This window comes from Dechloromonas hankyongensis (genome assembly GCF_022012295.1).
GTDB classification, from domain to species: Bacteria; Pseudomonadota; Gammaproteobacteria; order Burkholderiales; family Rhodocyclaceae; genus Azonexus; species Azonexus hankyongensis.
Map to the genome: position 1 here is coordinate 30,107 of NZ_JAKLTN010000005.1, position 16,984 is coordinate 47,090.

Consider the following 16,984-nt stretch of genomic DNA (forward strand, 5'->3'; position numbering starts at 1 on the left):
AGCCAATCGCCAAGCAAAAGGCCATGCATTCGTGCATGGCCTTTTCTCTTTGCAGCGGCTGGATTCAGCCTTGCAGCAGCGGATTCAGCGTATAGCTACCAGTCAGGCTGGCTTCGGCCAGGATATGCCCCTGCATCGCGGCGCGCACCTCCGGTCCGCCGAATTTGCCATCGATCGGTAGTTTGTCGACATCCAGCGCAAACACCGTAAAGACGTAGCGGTGGATGATTTCATCGTTCCACGGCGGGCAGGGGCCGTCGTAGCCGTAGTAGTCGCCGCACATGTCGTGGTCGCCGGCGAACCAGTCGGTGTAGTTGTTGATGCCCTGGCGGGCGCCGTGCGCAGCCTGCGGCCCGGGCTTGCCGCGCGGCGTCACTTCGCTGCTGAATTCGCCTTCACGGAGCGCCGTGATCGAAGGCGGCAGGTCGATCAGCACCCAATGGAAGAAATCGACGCGCGGCAAAGAGGCGGGAACGGTGCGTCCCTCCTGATTGACGTCGTCGCCCTGGCTGGGAACATCCGGATCATGGCAGACCAGCGCGAAGGACAGTGTGCCGGCCGGCGCTTCGGTCCATGCCAGCTGCGGATTCAGGTTGCGGCCAAGGCAGACATGATGGGCCGGGTCGGGAATACAGAAGGAATGGTCGCCGGGGATAGTCTGGCCATCGGAAAAACTGCTGCTGCTCAGTTTCATCGTCATGTCTCCTGTTAGACGGCCGTGCGCTTCTTGAAGTCGCGCAGCCGGAAGCCGAATGCCCATAGTGTAGCGAAATATGACCCACAACCAAGTGGAACCAGCCATGCCAAACGGACGCCGCGCGCCATGAAATCGGCCTGCAGCCAGCTTGCCTCGCTGCCCATGCCGAACCACAGCACGGCGGCCATGACGATCAAGGCGAGGCTCAGCTTGAGCAGGAAACTGCCCCAGCCTGGTTGCGGATGGTAGATGTCCAGGCGGCGCAGGCCGCGATAGAGCATGGCCGCGTTCAGGCAGGCCGCGAGGCCGATCGATAGGGCCAGGCCGGCGTGGCCGATGCCGACCCACAGCACGAAGGCGAGGTTCATGACCTGCGTGGCGGTCAGCGAAATCAAGGCGATGCGCACCGGCGTTTTGACGTTCTGCCGGGCGTAGAAGCCGGGCGCCAGCACCTTGACCAAAATCAGGCCAACCAGGCCGACCGTGTAGGCAACAAGCGCCTCGCGGGTGCGGAAGACGTCATCGGCCGCGAAGGCGCCATGAAAGAACAGCGTCGCGATCAGCGGTACGGCGAGGATGGCCAGGCCGACAGCAGCTGGCGCGGCTAGCAGCAGGGTCAGGCGCAGCCCCCAGTCGAGCAGCCGGGAGTATTCGACATGGTTTTCGCTGGCATGGTAGCGAGACAGGGAGGGCAGCAGAATGGTGCCGAGCGCCGCGCCCAGCATGCCGGACGGGAATTCCATCAGGCGGTCGGCGTAGTACAGCCAGGACACGCTGCCGGTTTTCAGGAAGGAGGCGAAAATGGTGTTGATCAGCAAACTGACCTGCGACACCGAAACGCCGATCAGCGCCGGACCCATCAGCGTGGCGATGCGGCGGACGCCGGGATCGGCCCACGCCGCCCGCCAGTTCAGTGTCGGGCGCGGCAGCATGGAAATTTTTTTCAGTGCCGGAATCTGGATCGCCATTTGCAGCAGGCCGCCGATGAACACCGCCCAGGCCAGCGCCAGCACGGGCGGATCGAAATACGGGGCGGCAAACAAGGCCATGGCGATGAACGACAGGTTGAGCAACACCGGCGTGAAGGCGGGCAGGGCGAAGCGGCTCCAGCTGTTGAGCAGGCCGCCGGCCAGGGCGACCAGCGACATGAAGAAGATGTACGGAAAGGCGATGCGGGTCAGGGTGACCGTCAATTCAAACTTGCCGGCATCGGTGCTGAAACCGGGGGCGGAGATCCAGACCAGCAGCGGTGCAGCGGCGATACCGACGACGGTGACGGCGAACAGCATCATGGACAGCAGGCTGGCCACGTGGTCGACCAGGGTGCGGGTATCCTCGACGCTGCGCTTATTCTTGTATTCGCCGAGAATGGGCACGAAAGCCTGCGAAAAGGCGCCTTCGGCGAACATGCGACGGAGCAGGTTGGGCAACTTGAAGGCGACGAAAAAGGCGTCGGTCGCCAGCCCGGCGCCAAAAGCGCGGGCGATCACGAAGTCGCGAACAAAGCCGAGGATTCTCGACAGCAGGGTCATTCCGCTGACGGTGGCCAGCGCGCGAAGCAGATTCATTGGTTGCTAACGTTGCCTGAAGAGGGGCGAAAAAGCTATAATTCTACGCTCTGCTTTTTCGGAAGCGGCGAAAGCCCGGTGTTTGTGGGCTTTTGGCAAGTGTGCCGTTGTAGCTCAGTTGGTAGAGCAACTGATTCGTAATCAGTAGGTCGAGTGTTCGATTCACTTCAACGGCACCAGTAAAATCATGCACTTAGGCTAACTTTTCGAAGTTGGCCTTTTTGCGTTTTGTGTTTTCTGTATTGCTCCTCTGTTGCGCCTTGGCGAGGAAAATTATCCTGGTGTTTTTTGCCGGGGTCCAATTTTTCCTCGTTCAAGAACACTGAGAGAAGTTATGCATAAACCGAGTAAAGGATAGGCGATGACGACTCCCAAGGTTCTTGATCATCTCAAAAAGCACGGGCAACTGCTCGATCTGGAAATCGCGAATGCCATCAAGCTTCCCCTTGCTGAAGTGCGCGCCGCGCTGTCCGAGTTGTCGGCGCAGCAGGAAATCTCCATGTGCAGCGTGACCAGCTTCAAGAACGGCAAGCCGGTCGAAGCGATCCAGTGCCGTATTTTCGGGTATTTCCCCAAGCCCGCTCCGGGCCGCAAGCCGGCCAGCAAGCCGGTCGAGTAAACCCACGCTCTTCGAAGGCAGCCTATCCACGGCTGCCTTGCTGATCACCGTCGTCGGCCACAGCTTGGCGAACGGCCGGCACCAGACGTCTGTGGATATCGTCGAGTACGGTAATGAAGCTTGCCAGCGGTTCGCCATGCAGATCGTGGAAAGGCAGATGGATGCGCCTAACCGGGCGCGGAAAGATAGGGCAGGCTCCTGGGCGTTGTCGCAGACGCTGACCGCCAGGTCGATGGCCAGCGGCGTCGGCACGCCGGCCAGTTTCAGGGCTTCGAGGGCGCCGTCGGCGACGGCGGGCTGCGGGCGCGTACCTGCCGATATGTCGCGCACTTGGCCTGCCTGGTCGTGGTTCAGAATGGCCTCGGCCATCTGGGAGCGGCCCGAGTTGTCTGTGCACGGCACCAGCACGGTTTTCGGGGCCGGCATCGGGCAGTCTTCGCTTTCCGCGGCGGTGCTTTTTCGTGCGGCCGCAACGGCATTCAGTTGAGCATTTCGCTGCTAATCTCGACCCGGTTTCGCCCAGCCCGCTTGGCCGCGTACAGGCCGGCGTCGGCAAAGCGAAGAAGCTGGTGCGGAATCCTGTCCGGGCTGGGATAGATGCTGGCGACGCCAAAGCTGCACGAGAGCTGGCCGCCGATCCCTTTTTCGTGCGGAATGCACAGTTCCCGCGCCGACTGGCGCATCCGTTCGGCCACCGCATAGGCGCCACTGGCGTCGGTACCGGGCAGGATGGCGACAAATTCCTCACCGCCGTAGCGGGCCACGCTGTCTTCAACTCGGAACAGCGATTCGCTCAGTGTGCTGGCCACCGCCTTGAGGCAGGCGTCGCCTGCCTGGTGTCCGTAGATGTCGTTGAACTGCTTGAAGAAATCAACGTCGCTGAGCACGATGCTCAACGGCGTTTCAGTGCGTAGACAGCGTTTCCATTCGCTCACCAGCGTATCGTCAAAATAACGCCGGTTCGGGATGCCGGTGAGGCTGTCGAGGGTGGCAATATCCTTCAGCTGGCGATGGACTTCGCAAATTTCCCGTTGCCGGGCGGCGATACGCAACATGGCCCGGACCTTTGCGAGCAGCACCACTTCGGAAACGGGCTTGCAGACGAAGTCGTCGCCGCCTGCCAGGATTCCTTGCGCCAGCAGGTCTTCGTCGTTGATCGAGGAGAGGAAGACGATCGGCGTCCACGGCGAAAAAACCTGGTTGCCGCCGGATTGTTCCCACGCGCGGATGGCCCGGGTCAGCGCAATGCCGTCTATGCCTTTTTGCGCGCTGTCGAGCAGGACCATGCTGGGCCGGGCCTGGCGGACCAGTTGCAGCGCCTGCTCGGTGTCGCCGGCGGCCAGTACATGGATATCCGCCAGTTGGCTCAGGCACTCGCAAATCTGGGCGCGATCGATCGGCGAGGGGTCGATGACCAGAACCGTTGCATTCCGGGTCCTGACGGGGAGGCGATCAGACATGGTCGGGAAGAGGGCGCCAGATGATCATCCGTCAATCATAGCACCGGTCGTGATACGGGGATTTTTCTTTGTCGTGGCGAGGAGTAATATGTTTGTTTTCCATACGGTACCGTCTGGAGTGACGGCCGATATACACACAGAGGAGAGCGGCAATGCAGATCAAGGACAAGATTTTTCTGGTGACTGGTGGTGGCTCCGGGCTGGGCGCGGCGACGGCGACGAACTTGATCGAGGCGGGCGCCAAGGTGGTGCTGGCCGATCTCAATCGCGAAGCAGGCGAAAACCTGGCGGCGCAGCTCGGCGCCAATGCCGTGTTCGTGGAAACCGATGTGGCGAGCGAGGCTTCGGCGATCAACGCCGTGAATTCGGCCGTCACCAAGTTCGGTGCCCTGCATGGGCTGGTTAATTGCGCCGGCGTCGCTCCGGCCGAAAAGGTGGTCGGCAAGGAAGGTCCGCACAAGCTGGAAAGCTTCGCCAAGGTCATCAACATCAACCTGATCGGCACCTTCAACATGCTGCGCCTGGCGGCCGAAGCGATGCTGAAGAACGAGCCGGACGCCGGTGGCGAGCGCGGCGTGATCGTCAATACCGCCTCGGTGGCGGCCTACGAAGGCCAGCTCGGCCAAGCCGCCTACGCCGCCTCCAAGGGCGGCATCGTCGCCCTGACCCTGCCGGTAGCGCGCGAACTGGCGCGCAGCGGCATCCGTTGCCTGACCATCGCGCCGGGCATCATGGAAACCCCGATGCTGCTGGGCATGCCGGCCGAGGTGCAGGATGCGCTGAACAAGATGGTTCCGTTCCCGACGCGCATGGGCAAGCCGGCCGAATACGCGGCGCTGGTTCGCCATATCGCCGAAAATGCCTACCTCAATGGTGAGGTGATCCGTCTGGACGGCGCCATCCGAATGGGGGCCAAATAAACTATACTTTCGTACTGCCCTTGATTCAAAAGGCACTTCGGTGCCTTTTTTCGTTTGTATGTCCCCCTGCTCCTGCTATCACTGTGGTTTGCCCATTCCTGACGACGTCGATCTGTCGGTCTTGATCAAGGGGGAGGCGCGGGCGGTCTGCTGCTACGGCTGCCAGGCGGTGGCCCAGTCGATCGTCGATAACGGGCTGGCCGACTACTACAGCAGCCGTGACGCGCTGCCCGAGTCGCCGCGCGAGGCGATGCCGGCGGTGCTCGACCAGTTGGCCATGTACGATCATGCCGAATTCCAGAAGAGTTTCGTCAAGGCGCTCGGCGACAGCGAGCGCGAGGCTTCCTTGCTGCTCGAGGGTATTACCTGTGCCGCCTGTATCTGGCTGAACGAGCAGCATGTCGGCCGTCTGTCGGGCGTGACGGCGATCGACATCAACTATGCCACTCGCCGCGCCCGGGTCCGCTGGGACGAATCGCGCATCAAACTGTCGGATATCCTGGCGGCGGTTGCTGCCATCGGCTACCGCGCCTATCCCTACGATGCGGCCAAAAATGAGGAAATTTCCCGCAAGGAACGCCGCGATGCCCTGTGGCGCCTGTGGGTGGCTGGTTTTGGCATGATGCAGGTGATGATGTACGCCTATCCGGTGTACATCGCCGACGGCGACATGGCGCCGGATATCGAAAGCCTGATGCGTTGGGCCAGTCTGCTGCTCACCCTGCCGGTCATCTTCTATTCGTCCGCCCCGTTTTTCCGTAATGCCTGGAGGGATCTCAAGCTGCGCCGTGTCGGCATGGATGTGCCGGTGGCGCTGGGGGTCGGCGCCGCTTTCCTGGCCAGTTGCTGGGCGACTTTCGTCCAGCAGGGCGAGGTGTATTTCGACTCGGTGACTATGTTCATCTTTTTCCTGCTCGGCGGCCGTTTCCTTGAGATGACGGCGCGCCAGAAGGCGATCAGCGTGACCGAGGCGCTGGCCAAACTGCTGCCGGCCTTTGCGCAAAAAATGCCGGCCTTCCCCGGCGATCGCACCGCCGAACAATGCGTGGTCGCCGATCTGCGTGCCGGCGACCACGTCTTGGTGCGTCCGGGTGACATCGTTCCGGCCGACGGCCGGGTGGTCGAAGGAATGAGCTCGGCCAACGAGTCCCTGCTGACCGGGGAGAGCAAGCTGGTGCCGAAGGCGCCGGGAGATGCGGTCACCGGCGGTTCGGTTAATGCCGAAAGCCCGCTCGTCGTGCAGGTCGAGCAAGTCGGCGAAGGCTCGCGCCTGTCGGCCATCATCCATCTGATGGAGCGTGCGGCGGCTGAAAAACCGAAAATCGTTGAAATGGCCGACCGCATTGCCAGCTATTTCGTCGCCGCACTGCTGCTGGTCGCCATCGGTGTTGCTGTCGGCTGGTATTTCGTCGAACCGGCCAAGGCCTTGTGGATTACGGTGTCGGTGCTGGTGGTGACTTGTCCCTGTGCCCTTTCGCTGGCGACGCCCATTGCCCTGACCGTGGCGGCTGGGGCGCTGGCCAAGGACGGTTTGCTGGTCACCCGAGGCCATGCCATCGAAACACTGGCCCGCGCCACGCATTTCGTCTTCGACAAGACCGGTACTCTGACCACCGGTCGCATGCATTTGGTCGATGTCCTGCCGACCGGCAAGCTCGGGCGCGAGGATTGTTTGGCCTTGGCGGCAACCTTGGAACACGCCTCTGAGCACCCGTTGGCCATGGCCTTGCGCTCCGCGTCCGGGCGCCCGCCGCTGGTTGCCGTTGAGGCGCGGAGCGAGCCGGGGCTGGGGGTTGAGGCCGTTGTCGAGGGGCGTCGATACCGGATCGGGCGCCCGGATTACGCCTTGGGTCGGGCCACAGGGCGCTTGCCGGAAAGTGCTGGCGATTGGCTGGGTAGCGGCGATACCGTGGTCGTCCTCGGCGACGACAGCGGCTGCTTGGCACTGTTCCGTATCGGTGACGAGTTGCGGCCGGAGTCGGCGCGCCTGGTCGCCGATTTGCGTGAGGCGGGCAAACGGGTCGTGCTGCTGACCGGGGATGCCGAAAGCGTGGCGCGCCGCATCGGCGGCGTGCTAGGTATCGACGATGTGCGGGCCGGGGTGACGCCACAGGGCAAGCATGCGTGCGTCAAGGAGCTGCAGGCGGCGGGGGCGGTTGTCGCGATGGTCGGCGACGGCGTGAACGACGCGCCGGTCCTGGCTCAGGCCCAGGTCTCGGTGGCCATGGGCGGCGGTGCGCAACTGGCGCGTACTCAGTCCGATTTCGTGCTGCTGTCGGAAAATCTGGATCATCTGCGCCATGGTTTGCGGCGTGCCCAGCGCACCCTGCAAATAATTCGCCAGAACCTGTGGTGGTCCTTCGCATACAATTTCGTTGCACTGCCCTTGGCTATCGCCGGCTATGTCACGCCATGGCTGGCCGGTATCGGCATGTCGGCCAGCTCCTTGCTGGTCGTGCTCAATTCTCTGCGCATCCAGCGCCAGGAGGCTGACGACTGATGGAAAGCGTCTATCTATTGATTCCGGTGTCGGTGCTGCTTGTTTTCGGGATCGCGATCGCCTTCTGGTGGTCGGTGCGGAGCGGGCAGTTCGACGACCTCGAAGGGCCGGGTTTTCGCGTCTTGATGGACGATAATCCGCCGCCACCCCCAGTCGAAAAGAGCGACCCTGATAAAACAGAGAAAGTTTGACCTGCGTCAACGCAGGCTTCGGCCCGATCGCCATAATGGGCGCATTGCGGAGCGAGTGTCCCGCTGCGATTCTCTGTTGGGGTTGGGGTGCGTTACGACGCACCCTTTTTTTGTCCACGCCACCCCGGAATATGATCTTCCGGCTAGGCAATTCGGACTAATTTGACTTAGATAATCGGTAGATTGATCTAGGTCAAAACGCCCCCGTTCAACTAGAATACCATCCGTTTCTATGTGCCCCCTTGGTCTCAGGGAGGTGGGCATCCCGTTTTTTATTAACGAGAGGTGGGTTCATGTCTGGAACGCAAACCACATATAACGATAAGGTCGTACGGCAATTTGCCGTCATGACCGTCATCTGGGGCATCGTCGGCATGCTTGTCGGTGTCATCATTGCAGCGCAACTGGTCTGGCCGGAGTTGAATTTCGGTCCGTGGTTGCACTTCGGGCGTCTTCGCCCGTTGCACACCAATGCAGTTATTTTCGCGTTTGGTGGCTGCGCGCTGTTCGCAACGTCCTACTGGTGCGTGCAACGTACCAGTCACACCCGCCTTTGGGGCGGTCCGCTGATCCCCTTCACCTTCTGGGGTTGGCAAATCATCATTCTGTTGGCTGCCATTACCCTGCCGCTTGGTATCACCACCGGCAAGGAATACGCCGAACTGGAATGGCCGGTCGACATCCTGATCACTCTGGTCTGGGTCTCCTACGCGCTGGTCTTCTTCGGTACGGTCGCCACCCGCAAGGTTTCCCACATCTACGTGGCAAACTGGTTCTTCGGCGCCTTCATCATCGCCGTCGCGCTGCTGCACATCGTCAATAGCATGGAAATGCCGGTCACCCTGACCAAGTCCTACTCCATGTACTCGGGCGTGCAGGATGCCATGATTCAGTGGTGGTACGGCCACAACGCCGTCGGCTTCTTCCTGACTGCAGGCTTCCTGGGCATGATGTACTACTTCGTGCCGAAGCAGGCTGGCCGTCCGGTCTACTCCTATCGTCTGTCGGTTGTGCACTTCTGGGCGCTGATCTTCACCTACATGTGGGCGGGTCCGCACCACCTGCACTACACCGCGCTGCCGGATTGGACCCAGTCCGTCGGTATGCTGTTCTCCCTGATTCTGCTGGCTCCGTCGTGGGGTGGCATGATCAACGGCATCATGACGCTGTCCGGTGCATGGCATAAGCTGCGCGACGACCCCGTCCTGAAGTTCCTGATCACCTCGCTGTCCTTCTATGGTATGTCCACCTTCGAAGGCCCGATGATGTCGATCAAGACCGTCAACGCCCTGTCGCACTACACCGACTGGACCGTCGGCCACGTGCACTCCGGTGCTCTGGGCTGGGTGGCCATGGTTTCCATTGGCTCCATCTACTACCTGCTGCCGAAGCTCTTCGGCAAGACCGAGATGTACAGCACCAAGCTGGTGACCGCTCACTTCTGGATCGCGACTATCGGTACTGTTCTGTATATCGCCTCCATGTGGATTGCCGGTGTGATGCAGGGCCTGATGTGGCGTGCGGTGAATACCGACGGCACGCTGGCTTACAGCTTCGTCGAATCCGTCAAGGGCTCCTACCCGTTCTGGGCGATCCGTTGGCTGGGTGGTGTCCTGTTCCTGTCCGGCATGCTGATCATGGCTTACAACATGTTCAAGACCATGGCTGGCGGCAAGACCCAGGATATGCCGGTGGTTGCTCCGGCTGGTCATCACGCCTGATTAGGGAGAGATAACAATGCTTAAGCATGAGCAAATTGAAAAGAGCGTAGGCCTGCTGATTGTGCTGACGCTGCTCACCGTGATTTGGGGCGGTCTGCTCGAAATCGTTCCGCTGTTCTTCCAGAAGTCGACCACGACTCCGGTTGAAGGCACCAAGCCTTACGACGCAGTTCGTCTGGCCGGTCGCGATATCTACATCCGTGAAGGCTGCTTCCTGTGCCACTCGCAGATGATTCGTCCGTTCCGTGCCGAAACCGAGCGTTATGGCCATTACTCCGTCGCTGGCGAGTATGTTTATGACCACCCGTTCCAGTGGGGTTCCAAGCGTACCGGTCCTGACCTGCATCGCGTTGGCGGCCGCTATTCCGACGAATGGCAACGTGCCCACCTGATGAACCCGCGCGACGTGGTTCCGGAATCCAACATGCCTGCTTTCGCCTTCCTGGCTGCTACCAAGGCCAAGGATTCGGTTGGCGCCGACATCGAGAAGAAGATGGAAATCATGCGCGGCTATGCCAAGGTGCGTGGTATCCCGACCTATTCCGATGAGGAAATCAAGGGTGCCAAGGCTGCCATCGGCGACAAGACCGAAATGGATGTTCTGATCGCCTACCTGCAGGGTCTGGGTCTGGCGCTGAAGAACGTCAAGTAATAGCCATGGACATCAACGATCTCCGATCCATCGTCACCGTCGTCGGCCTGCTTTGCTTCCTGGCGATTGTGGCATGGGCCTACGGCCGCAGCAGCAAGAAGGGGTTTGACGAGGCTGCGAACCTGCCGTTCTCCGGAGATGATGATCAGGATGCGCCGTCAAAAACGACGCATCCGCGCTGAAAAAAGGAAAGCAAATGAGCGATTTCGTTAGCGATTTTTGGAACCTGTATGTAGTGGTGATTGTGGTGGGCAGTATTCTGGCCTGCGTGGCACTACTCATCATTCAGGGCAAGGCGACTTTCACGCCGGGCAAGACCATGGGTCACGTCTGGGATGAAACTCTCGAGGAATACAACAATCCGATGCCGAAGTGGTGGACCTGGATGTTTGTGATCACGGTCGTGTTCGCATTCGTCTATCTGTCCCTCTATCCGGGCCTGGGCAACTTCAAGGGCATGCTGGGCTGGACCGCGGTTGGCCAGCACAAGGCGGAGGTCGAAAAGATGGATGCCACCGTCAAGCCGCTGTTCGACAAGTTCATGGCCATGGATCTGAAGGCGGTCGCTGCCGACAAGCAGGCAATGGAAATGGGCAAGCGCCTGTACCTGACCTACTGCATGCAGTGTCACGGTGCTGATGCCCGCGGTGCCAAGGGCTTCCCTAATCTGACCGACTCCGACTGGCTGTATGGCGGCGAACCGGAACAGATCAAGGAAACCATCTCCAACGGCCGTACGGGCGTCATGCCTCCGCATGCGCAACTGGGCGGCGACACGATCAAGGATCTGGCGAACTTCGTTCGTTCCCTGTCTGGTCTGCCGAACGATGCCACCCGTGCTGCCAAGGGCAAGGAAACCTTTACCTCGGCCGGTTGCGTGGGCTGCCACGGTCCGGAAGCCAAGGGTACGCAAGCCGTCGGTGCCCCGAATCTGACCGACAAGGTCTGGCTGTATGGTTCTTCGGAAGCCACCATCACCGAGACCATCACCAAGGGTCGCCAAAACCAGATGCCGGCTTGGAAGGAATTCCTGGGCGAGGCCAAGGTGCACCTGCTGGCTGCTTATGTGTTCAGCCTGAGTCAGGGCGCGAAGTAAGACTGTGAAGCGGGGCGGCCCTTGGCCGCTCCGTTTTTTCACGCATCAGCATGCCTGATCTGTATCCAAATTGCGTTGCCGCAAATTTGACTCACATTCGCCTAGCGTAATTTCGATACGGATATAGCCTACGATGGAACCACAAGACAGCACTCCCCAGCCGGCGCCCGCGCCGGTCTCCTTCTACGAGAAACACAAGAAGATCTATATCCGGGATGTCAAAGGCTGGTGGAATACCTGGCGCTGGGTTCTGGTCTGGTTTACGCAAATCCTCTTTTACGGTGCGCCTTGGCTTGAATGGAACGGTCGCCAGGCTGTCCTCTTTCACCTGGTCGAACGCAAGTTCTATCTCTTTGGCTTGGTGTTGTGGCCGCAGGACGTTTTTTATCTGGCGTTGCTGCTGATCATTTCGGCTTACGCCTTGTTTTTGTTCACGGCCATCGCCGGTCGCCTGTTTTGCGGCTACGCCTGTCCGCAAACGGTGTATTCCGAAATCTTCATGTGGGTCGAGAACAAAATCGAAGGCGATCGTTCGACCCGAATGAAGCTCGACAAGGGACCGCTCACCGCTCGAAAATTCGGGCTTAAAGCGGTCAAGCATGCAATCTGGTTGTTGATTTCGCTGTGGACCGGATTCACGCTGGTCGCCTATTTCACGCCGGTGGACGAGCTGCTGGCCGCCTTGCCGTTCGATTTTTCCGGCTGGGAATTGTTCTGGACCTTTTTTTACGCGGGTTTCTGCTACATGCAGGCCGGCTTTCTGCGTGAGCAGGTCTGCAAATACATGTGCCCCTACGCTCGTTTCCAGGGCGTGATGTTCGATCCGGACACGCTGGTCATCACTTATGATCCCGAGCGCGGCGAGCCGCGCGGCACGCGCAAGAAGGGATCGGCGGCCAAGACGACCGGCGATTGCGTCGATTGCGGTTTGTGCGTGGCGGTCTGTCCGACCGGCATCGATATCCGGAAGGGCATCCAGTACGAATGCATCGGCTGTGGTGCCTGCATCGACGCCTGCGATCCCGTGATGGACAAGGTCGGCTCGCCGCGCGGACTGATCCGGTACACGACCGAGAATGCGCTGGAAAAACACTTTACGCCCAAAGAGGTCGTTGGCCACATCCTGCGTCCGCGGGTCATCCTTTATACGGCGGTTCTGGTGGCCATTACGTTGGCTTCCATCTGGTCGCTGGCGACCCGTGTTCCGCTTAAGGTCGATGTGATACGCGATCGCTCGATTCTGGCGCGCGAAGCCGACGACGGGCGTATCGAGAACGTCTATAACCTCAAGCTAATGAACACCACCGAAGAGCCCAAGCGTTATGCACTGTCCGTCGAGGGCATGGACGGGATCGAGATCGTCGGCGACCGTATCGTCGAGGTGGCCAGCGCCGAAAATCATGAAGTCACGATCGTCGTGCGGGTGCCGCCGGAGTCCGGCAAGGCGGGCGCCAACACCATCTATTTCGATATCAAGGCCCAGAACCACGACAGTATCGCGGTTCATGAAAAAGCCACTTTTTTGATGCCCTGACATGAGCCATACAATGACTTTGCGTAGCGACAATCGACCCTGGTACAAACAACGCTGGCCGTGGCTGCTGATGGCCGGGCCCATTGCCGTGGTTATCGCCGGGGTGATCACCACCTGGCTGGCCGTAACCAGCAACGACGGTCTGGTCACCGACGACTATTACAAGCAGGGTTTGGCGGTCAATCAGACCTTGCAGCGCGATCACCAGGCGAGCAGCCTTGGCATCCAGGCCGACGTCATGCGTGCCGGACAGAACATGCGGCTGCTTATCCGGGCCAATGAAGGTGTTGCCGTGCCACAGGCCCTGGAACTGAAGTTGGCGCACCCGACGCGCGCCGGCCAGGACCAGTCGGTGGCGATGACAGCAGAAGGACAGGGCTTCTACAGCGGAAAACTGACTGGGGAAGTCGCGGGGCGTTGGCTTGTTTCCATTGAAGACCCAGCCGGACAATGGCGGCTTCATGGAGAGTGGCAGGCCGATTCGGAGGAACCGCTGCGCCTGACGGCACAAGCGGGTAAGTAGTTTTTATTTGTTACTGGGAGGTAACTTATGGCGTGGGAACTTTTGTTTAGCAGCGATATCGGCCTGATGAGCCTGGTCGTCATTGTCGGTGTTCTGATCATCGGCGCCGTGATGGGCAAGATGTACTCCAACAAGATCGAAGAAGAGTCGCGCAAAGTCGGCAAGTGACTCGAGCGGCGGCGCCACTCGCTGGCGTGCCTGCCTGGCCCCCGTTCCGTTCATTCGGGCGGGGGTTTGTTTTTTCCGTGACGGCGTAACACAATGCCTTATGCGCCGTGCCATTGTCATATCCATTCTGGTTCACCTGCTCATGGCCGCCAGCCTGATGGAGCCGCTGGCACTGCCGACGGGTGCGCTACGGCAGGCGAATGGCGGCTTACCCCTGTCGGTCAGTTTCAAACTCACTAGCGAACTTGATAACAAGGACACCGCGCTCCGCGGGACGGCAATGCTGCCAATAGCGGAGCGGCCGAAAAGCGCAGTATCGCCTGCCGTGGCGAAACGGAAAGGCAAAGTGCTGGCACGGCAGGAGCGCGGCGAGGCCGGGGTGCCTGTTCCAAGTGAAGCGGACGAAAACCTTGCCTTCCTGGCGGCAGACCTGGAGCGCGAGTATCGTCTCGATCTGGCGCGTGCGGCACGCCGATCCCCCGATTATCCGGCTGCGCTCGCCGCCCAAGGACAGCGAGGCATCGTCCGGATGAGCATTTCGTATTGGAGCCGCCAAGGGGCGCCAAGCGTTGCCCTGGAACAGTCCAGCGGGCATTGGGAACTCGATCAGCAGGCGCTGAAAACCCTAGCCCTGGCGATCGGCATGGTCCCCGTGCCGCCAGGGGCGCAGGGCACCAACTTCCGCATGCACTATGCCCTCGAATATCGCGGAATATCGCGTGACTGACTAAACTGCTTACAGAGGGCGCAGATTGGTCTCGTGAAAGCCGTAGCGTGCGGTTTCGCGATCGGCCAGGTAGCGCTCGAGACAAAATGCGACGCTACGAAACGCCAGATCGTTCCAGGGAATGTCGGCCGGGGCCACCAGGCGGACTTCGAGGCTTTCGTCGCCGGCAGCAAAGGCCGGGCTACGTAGTTGCCCCCGATAAAAGAGGTGCACTTGGTTGATGTGCGGGATATTGACCATCGCAAACGGCGCCTGGACCTCCACGTCGGCACCGGCTTCCTCCTGGGTTTCCCGCATGGCCGCCTGCGCCGTGGTCTCACCGTTTTCCATGAAACCGCCGGGCAGCGTCCAGTAGCCATGCCGCGGCTCGATGGCGCGGCGACACAACAATATCTTTCCTTCCCACTCCGCCGCGCAGCAAACGACGAGGCGTGGATTTTCATAATGGATATGCCCGCAGCTCTGGCAGACGTGTCGGGGCAGGGTGTCGCCTGCCGGGATGGCCAGCGAGACGTTCGAACCGCAGCGGTTGCAATACTGGATCACGGCAAGAGAACGGGCTGTTTCGGAGCGAACCAGTTTAGCACTTTGCGACTCGTTTTCGCCCGAGTCGCCCGCAAATCGGGCGTTTCTTTCTTTACACTACGGCAATCCAAGTAGATACAATAGCGCCAACTAGTGAAGGGATGAATAAGCGCCGGTTTGCTGGCTGGCGCTAGGGGGCTTGCATGTTTTTGATCGTCGGGTACGTCATTATTCTGGCTGCGGCCTTGGGGACCTACGCCATCCACGGGAGCCTGCTCGCGCTGTGGGTGCCCACCGAATATGTCGCCATTGTCGGCCTGACCATCGGCTACTTCGTCGCGGCGAACAACATCACGGTCATCAAGGCCACTGTCGCTGCAGTGCCCGGTATCCTCAAGGGTTCCAAGTTCACCAAGGCTTTCTATATCGACGCCTTGGCCATGCTCTTCGAAATCCTGGCCAAGGTGCGCAAGGAAGGCCTGATGTCGATCGAAAACGACATCGAAAATCCTGATGCCAGCCCCATTTTCTCGAAATACCCGAACCTGGTGCAGGACCACCACATCATGGAATTCGTCACCGACTATCTGCGCATGATGGTGGGCGGTAACCTGAATACGGTGGAAATCGAAAGCCTGATGGATGTCGAGCTGGAAACCCACCACCATGAAGCGGCGGAGCCCGGGCATGTAGTGTCTTCCATGGCTGGGGCGGTTCCTGCCTTCGGTATCGTCGTCGCCGTCATGGGCGTGGTCAACGTGATGGGGTCGGTGGGCTCGCCGCCGGCGGTGCTGGGCAAGATGATCGGCGGCGCGCTGGTCGGTACCTTCCTCGGTATTCTGATTTCTTACGGCTTTGTCGAACCGGTGGGCAAGCTGCTGGAGCAGAAGGCGGCGGAAGAAGGGACAATCTACAAGTGCATCAAGATGGTGCTTCTGGCCTCGATGTCCGGCTACGCGCCGCAGGTAGCGATCGAATTCGGCCGCAAGACGCTGGATTCGCATTCCCGTCCCAGCTTCCGCGAGCTCGAGGAAGAACTGAAGGCACGCAAGGGCAAGTAGCCTGCCTGCCGACTGAGTTAATGCGATGAGCGACGATTCCACTCGCCCCATAGTCATCAAGCGCAAGAAGGTGGTCGCCGGCGGCGCGCATGGCGGCGCCTGGAAGATCGCCTATGCCGACTTTGTGACGGCGATGATGGCCTTCTTCCTGCTGATGTGGCTGCTCGGCTCTACCGCCAAGGGCGACCTGCAGGGTATCGCCGAGTTTTTCCAGAACCCGTTGAAGGTTTCCCAGCAGGGTGGCGCCGGTTCGGGCGACGCGACCAGCGTGCTGCAGGGCGGCGGCAAGGATTTGACACGGCAGTCCGGGCAGGTCAAGAAGGGTGATGTCGAAGCCAAGAAGTCCACGTCGTTTTCCAAGGAAGCGCAGGCTGAGTTTCGCCGCAAGGAGCAGGAGCGGCTCGAAAGCCTGAAGATGGAAATCGAGAAAATGATTGAACGCAGCCCCCAGTTGGCCCAGTTCAAGAAGCAGATGCTGCTCGATATCACGTCGGAGGGCTTGCGCATCCAGATCATCGACGAGCAGAACCGCCCGATGTTCGACTCCAGCAGCGCCGATCTGAAGCCGTACACCCGCGATATCCTGCGCCAGATCGGCAAGGCGCTGAACGGCGTGCAAAACCGGGTCAGTCTGGCCGGACACACCGATGCGGCGCAATTCGCCGGGGGCGAAAAAGGGTTCTCGAACTGGGAGTTATCGGCCAACCGGGCCAACGCCTCGCGACGGGAACTGGTTGTTGGCGGCATGGATGACAGCAAGGTGATACGTGTGGTCGGTCTGGCGTCCACCGTGCTCTTCGACAAGAATGATCCGCTCAGTTCGGTCAATCGCCGAATTAGCATCGTGATCCTGAACCGCAAGACCGAGCAGGCCATCCTGCAGGAGGAAGGGCCGGAGTCCGAAGTGAGCGAGGACGAAGGCTTGCCGCAAGGATTGAAGCTGCCGGGAGTGGGCGCCAAGGGTACCGCCGGCTGAGCGTCCCCCGGTTGGCGAGGGACGGGAAGGCGCCATTCCGCAAGAA

At 60.4% G+C, this 16,984-nt stretch carries 18 protein-coding genes, 1 tRNA gene and 1 pseudogene; 15 read left to right on the top strand and 5 right to left on the bottom strand.

Features of this window, described 5'->3' with window-relative positions:
• Positions 1-64: 64 nt before the first annotated feature.
• The gene (locus LZ012_RS17470; protein ID WP_275712186.1) at positions 65-694 is read right to left on the bottom strand and encodes a YbhB/YbcL family Raf kinase inhibitor-like protein; all 630 of its coding nucleotides are present in this window, start codon (positions 692-694) and stop codon (positions 65-67) included.
• 14 nt (positions 695-708) lie between these two features.
• A complete protein-coding gene (murJ, locus tag LZ012_RS17475; RefSeq protein ID WP_275712187.1) occupies positions 709-2,265 on the bottom strand; it encodes a murein biosynthesis integral membrane protein MurJ in 1,557 nt (518 codons plus the stop codon).
• Between the two features lie 103 nt (positions 2,266-2,368).
• On the opposite strand from murJ, the gene LZ012_RS17480 reads away from it, so the two are divergent.
• Positions 2,369-2,444 (top strand) — tRNA-Thr (locus LZ012_RS17480).
• Positions 2,445-2,626: 182 nt separating this feature from the next.
• The gene (locus tag LZ012_RS17485; RefSeq protein ID WP_275712188.1) at positions 2,627-2,884 is read left to right on the top strand and encodes a transcriptional regulator; all 258 of its coding nucleotides are present in this window, start codon (positions 2,627-2,629) and stop codon (positions 2,882-2,884) included.
• 303 nt (positions 2,885-3,187) lie between these two features.
• Here LZ012_RS17485 and LZ012_RS19820 read toward each other — a convergent pair.
• Positions 3,188-3,310, bottom strand: a pseudogene (locus LZ012_RS19820) (arsenate reductase/protein-tyrosine-phosphatase family protein); the annotation flags it as partial.
• A gap of 53 nt (positions 3,311-3,363) precedes the next feature.
• Positions 3,364-4,344, bottom strand: a complete 981-nt coding sequence (locus LZ012_RS17495) for a diguanylate cyclase (RefSeq protein WP_275712190.1) — start codon at positions 4,342-4,344, stop codon at positions 3,364-3,366.
• Between the two features lie 152 nt (positions 4,345-4,496).
• On the opposite strand from LZ012_RS17495, the gene LZ012_RS17500 reads away from it, so the two are divergent.
• The 11 genes from LZ012_RS17500 to LZ012_RS17550 all read left to right on the top strand — a co-directional run bounded on the left by LZ012_RS17500 (position 4,497) and on the right by LZ012_RS17550 (position 14,376).
• The gene (locus LZ012_RS17500) at positions 4,497-5,264 is read left to right on the top strand and encodes a 3-hydroxyacyl-CoA dehydrogenase (RefSeq protein ID WP_275712191.1); all 768 of its coding nucleotides are present in this window, start codon (positions 4,497-4,499) and stop codon (positions 5,262-5,264) included.
• 58 nt (positions 5,265-5,322) lie between these two features.
• Positions 5,323-7,764: a heavy metal translocating P-type ATPase gene (locus LZ012_RS17505; protein WP_275712192.1), complete on the top strand. Its 2,442-nt coding sequence runs from the start codon at positions 5,323-5,325 to the stop codon at positions 7,762-7,764.
• The gene (gene ccoS / locus LZ012_RS17510) at positions 7,764-7,955 is read left to right on the top strand and encodes a cbb3-type cytochrome oxidase assembly protein CcoS (protein ID WP_275712194.1); all 192 of its coding nucleotides are present in this window, start codon (positions 7,764-7,766) and stop codon (positions 7,953-7,955) included. The genes LZ012_RS17505 and ccoS overlap by 1 nt, the downstream gene beginning before the upstream one ends.
• Before the next feature lie 293 nt (positions 7,956-8,248).
• On the top strand, positions 8,249-9,676 hold the full coding sequence (ccoN, locus tag LZ012_RS17515; RefSeq protein ID WP_275712195.1) for a cytochrome-c oxidase, cbb3-type subunit I: 1,428 nt from the start codon (positions 8,249-8,251) through the stop codon (positions 9,674-9,676).
• Between the two features lie 10 nt (positions 9,677-9,686).
• The gene (gene ccoO / locus LZ012_RS17520; protein ID WP_275712295.1) at positions 9,687-10,328 is read left to right on the top strand and encodes a cytochrome-c oxidase, cbb3-type subunit II; all 642 of its coding nucleotides are present in this window, start codon (positions 9,687-9,689) and stop codon (positions 10,326-10,328) included.
• A gap of 5 nt (positions 10,329-10,333) precedes the next feature.
• Positions 10,334-10,510: a cbb3-type cytochrome oxidase subunit 3 gene (locus LZ012_RS17525; RefSeq protein ID WP_275712196.1), complete on the top strand. Its 177-nt coding sequence runs from the start codon at positions 10,334-10,336 to the stop codon at positions 10,508-10,510.
• Between the two features lie 14 nt (positions 10,511-10,524).
• Entirely contained in the window at positions 10,525-11,424 is a 900-nt protein-coding gene (gene ccoP / locus LZ012_RS17530) for a cytochrome-c oxidase, cbb3-type subunit III (protein ID WP_275712197.1), read from the top strand.
• A gap of 133 nt (positions 11,425-11,557) precedes the next feature.
• Positions 11,558-12,958 (top strand): cytochrome c oxidase accessory protein CcoG, encoded by a 1,401-nt coding sequence (ccoG, locus tag LZ012_RS17535; RefSeq protein ID WP_275712198.1) that lies wholly within the window; start codon positions 11,558-11,560, stop codon positions 12,956-12,958.
• Between the two features lie 13 nt (positions 12,959-12,971).
• A complete protein-coding gene (locus tag LZ012_RS17540) occupies positions 12,972-13,481 on the top strand; it encodes a FixH family protein (protein WP_275712199.1) in 510 nt (169 codons plus the stop codon).
• A 27-nt stretch (positions 13,482-13,508) separates the two neighbouring features.
• On the top strand, positions 13,509-13,649 hold the full coding sequence (locus tag LZ012_RS17545; RefSeq protein ID WP_275712200.1) for a DUF3149 domain-containing protein: 141 nt from the start codon (positions 13,509-13,511) through the stop codon (positions 13,647-13,649).
• Between the two features lie 100 nt (positions 13,650-13,749).
• Positions 13,750-14,376 carry an energy transducer TonB gene (locus tag LZ012_RS17550; protein ID WP_275712201.1) on the top strand — a complete coding sequence of 209 codons (627 nt, stop codon included), beginning with the start codon at positions 13,750-13,752 and terminating at the stop codon, positions 14,374-14,376.
• A gap of 9 nt (positions 14,377-14,385) precedes the next feature.
• Here LZ012_RS17550 and LZ012_RS17555 read toward each other — a convergent pair whose 3' ends face one another.
• Positions 14,386-14,919 (bottom strand): NUDIX hydrolase, encoded by a 534-nt coding sequence (locus tag LZ012_RS17555; protein WP_275712296.1) that lies wholly within the window; start codon positions 14,917-14,919, stop codon positions 14,386-14,388.
• Between the two features lie 185 nt (positions 14,920-15,104).
• Between LZ012_RS17555 and motA the strand changes: the two genes are divergently transcribed.
• Positions 15,105-15,962: a flagellar motor stator protein MotA gene (gene motA / locus LZ012_RS17560; RefSeq protein ID WP_275712202.1), complete on the top strand. Its 858-nt coding sequence runs from the start codon at positions 15,105-15,107 to the stop codon at positions 15,960-15,962.
• A 25-nt stretch (positions 15,963-15,987) separates the two neighbouring features.
• Positions 15,988-16,938, top strand: a complete 951-nt coding sequence (gene motB / locus LZ012_RS17565; protein ID WP_275712203.1) for a flagellar motor protein MotB — start codon at positions 15,988-15,990, stop codon at positions 16,936-16,938.
• Positions 16,939-16,984 lie beyond the last annotated feature (46 nt).

Coding starts and splice junctions, on each gene's coding strand:
- LZ012_RS17470 (WP_275712186.1), bottom strand. CDS start 694: ATGAAACTGAGCAGCAGCAGTTTTTCCGATGGCCAGACTATCCCCGGC.
- murJ (WP_275712187.1), bottom strand. CDS start 2,265: ATGAATCTGCTTCGCGCGCTGGCCACCGTCAGCGGAATGACCCTGCTG.
- LZ012_RS17485 (WP_275712188.1), top strand. CDS start 2,627: ATGACGACTCCCAAGGTTCTTGATCATCTCAAAAAGCACGGGCAACTG.
- LZ012_RS17495 (WP_275712190.1), bottom strand. CDS start 4,344: ATGTCTGATCGCCTCCCCGTCAGGACCCGGAATGCAACGGTTCTGGTC.
- LZ012_RS17500 (WP_275712191.1), top strand. CDS start 4,497: ATGCAGATCAAGGACAAGATTTTTCTGGTGACTGGTGGTGGCTCCGGG.
- LZ012_RS17505 (WP_275712192.1), top strand. CDS start 5,323: ATGTCCCCCTGCTCCTGCTATCACTGTGGTTTGCCCATTCCTGACGAC.
- ccoS (WP_275712194.1), top strand. CDS start 7,764: ATGGAAAGCGTCTATCTATTGATTCCGGTGTCGGTGCTGCTTGTTTTC.
- ccoN (WP_275712195.1), top strand. CDS start 8,249: ATGTCTGGAACGCAAACCACATATAACGATAAGGTCGTACGGCAATTT.
- LZ012_RS17525 (WP_275712196.1), top strand. CDS start 10,334: ATGGACATCAACGATCTCCGATCCATCGTCACCGTCGTCGGCCTGCTT.
- ccoP (WP_275712197.1), top strand. CDS start 10,525: ATGAGCGATTTCGTTAGCGATTTTTGGAACCTGTATGTAGTGGTGATT.
- ccoG (WP_275712198.1), top strand. CDS start 11,558: ATGGAACCACAAGACAGCACTCCCCAGCCGGCGCCCGCGCCGGTCTCC.
- LZ012_RS17540 (WP_275712199.1), top strand. CDS start 12,972: ATGACTTTGCGTAGCGACAATCGACCCTGGTACAAACAACGCTGGCCG.
- LZ012_RS17545 (WP_275712200.1), top strand. CDS start 13,509: ATGGCGTGGGAACTTTTGTTTAGCAGCGATATCGGCCTGATGAGCCTG.
- LZ012_RS17550 (WP_275712201.1), top strand. CDS start 13,750: ATGCGCCGTGCCATTGTCATATCCATTCTGGTTCACCTGCTCATGGCC.
- motA (WP_275712202.1), top strand. CDS start 15,105: ATGTTTTTGATCGTCGGGTACGTCATTATTCTGGCTGCGGCCTTGGGG.
- motB (WP_275712203.1), top strand. CDS start 15,988: ATGAGCGACGATTCCACTCGCCCCATAGTCATCAAGCGCAAGAAGGTG.